Annotated in this window: 2 protein-coding genes; both read right to left on the bottom strand. The window is 29.0% G+C overall.

What is annotated here, in order from left to right; translation table 11 throughout:
* Positions 1-504, bottom strand: a 504-nt coding sequence (locus tag ACQRD5_RS17070; RefSeq protein ID WP_427747104.1) for an IS91 family transposase, incomplete at its 3' end; no start/stop codon positions are given.
* Positions 505-508: 4 nt separating this feature from the next.
* Entirely contained in the window at positions 509-1,357 is an 849-nt protein-coding gene (locus ACQRD5_RS17075; protein ID WP_427747105.1) for a tyrosine-type recombinase/integrase, read from the bottom strand.
* Positions 1,358-1,541: the final 184 nt, after the last annotated feature.

Genomic DNA, 1,541 nt, shown 5'->3' on the forward strand with positions numbered 1-1,541 from the left:
GTCAGTGCTTAATCCACCACCAGGAACTATGCAGTGTATATGTGGATGATACATTAAATTTTGACCCCAAGTGTGCAAAATAGTTGTAAAACCGATATTTGCATTTAAGTACTTTTTATTCTTTGCTAATTCTAGCAAAGTTTCGGAAACAGCAGTAAAAAGAATAGAGTACATTTCTTTTTGATTAAATAAAGTTAAAGAATTTAATTGTTCTGGTATAGTAAAAACAATATGAAAATAGTGAGTTGGCAATAAAGATTTACTTCTTTCATAAATCCACATTTCTTTAGCATAAGCCTGACATTTAGGACAATGACGGTTTCTACATGAATTATATGAAATCTTTTTTTCTCCACACTCATCACACTCATATACATGGCCACCAAGCGCAGCAGTTCTACAATCTTTAATAGAATATAATGCTTTTAGAATATTAGATGGTAACTTTTTTGATTTAGTATAGGATTCCCCGTGTAATTCCATAATATGTTGAAGTGAATTCATGAAACTACTCCAATATATCTAATGGACTCTTTATATTTAATGTTTTATAATCTCTTACATGTAAATATATTGAGGTTGTTTTCATATTTGAATGTCCCATTAGCGCTTGTATAGTTACTAAATCAACACCATCATTCATTAAATGGGTGGCGAAAGAATGTCTTAAAGTATGTGGAGTAGCTTTTTTACTTATTCCTGCATTTTTCACAGCTTTTTGAATTGCACTTTGAACTCCACGACTAGTTAGCTTTTTCTTTGTTTGTCTTGATATAAATAAGTAATCATTAGGAGAGTAATTTTTATATCCAAACTTCTTCCAATACAGTCTTAATAACTCTAAGTTCTTCTGTGATAATAAAGTATATCTTTCTTTGTTTCGTTTGCCATTTCTAACTCTAATTTTCATTTCAGAACTTATAATATCAGATATTCTTAAGTTTATAACTTCGCTAACGCGTAAGCCGGCAGAATATATGGTTGATAATATTGCTTTATGCTTTAAATAAGTAGTAGATTCTAATAAAAGTTTTACTTCTTTCTTAGTTAAATAATTAGGTAAATTTTTATCATATCTAAGTCTTGGAACTCTTAAATCACTCCAGGATCTTTCAAGTGTCACAACATAAAAGAATTTTAGAGTACTATTGATATAATTTACGGTTCCTCTGCATAATTTTCTAACATTAATGCAATAATCTAGATATTGGATAATTTCCTTTTCACCTAACATTTCAGGTGATTGATTATAGAATTTAGAAAAACATTTCATAGTACAGACCATATTTTTAATAGTATCTTTACTACGACCACGAAGTTCTAAATCCTTAATCATTTTTTCAATTTTTTGATACATTTTATCACTCCTTAAAAAGTGCATAAAATGTGAGAAGTGAAGCTTCCTTGAGAAAGAAACTTCACTTCTTATTTTTTCCATATATAATTAAGTTTAATCACTAACTCCAGCCGTCGCTTTTAGCGATTTAGTTCTTTTAAAATATTACGAAATAAAGTCCAGCAAATTTGCTGGACTTTATTAA

The sequence above is a fragment of the Clostridium sp. SGI.024 genome, from assembly GCF_050315195.1.
Classification (GTDB): Bacteria; Bacillota; Clostridia; order Clostridiales; family Clostridiaceae; genus Clostridium.

What these genes read in the sequence shown, in the direction of transcription:
- ACQRD5_RS17075 (WP_427747105.1), bottom strand. Translation starts at nt 1,357, where the DNA reads ATGTATCAAAAAATTGAAAAAATGATTAAGGATTTAGAACTTCGTGGT.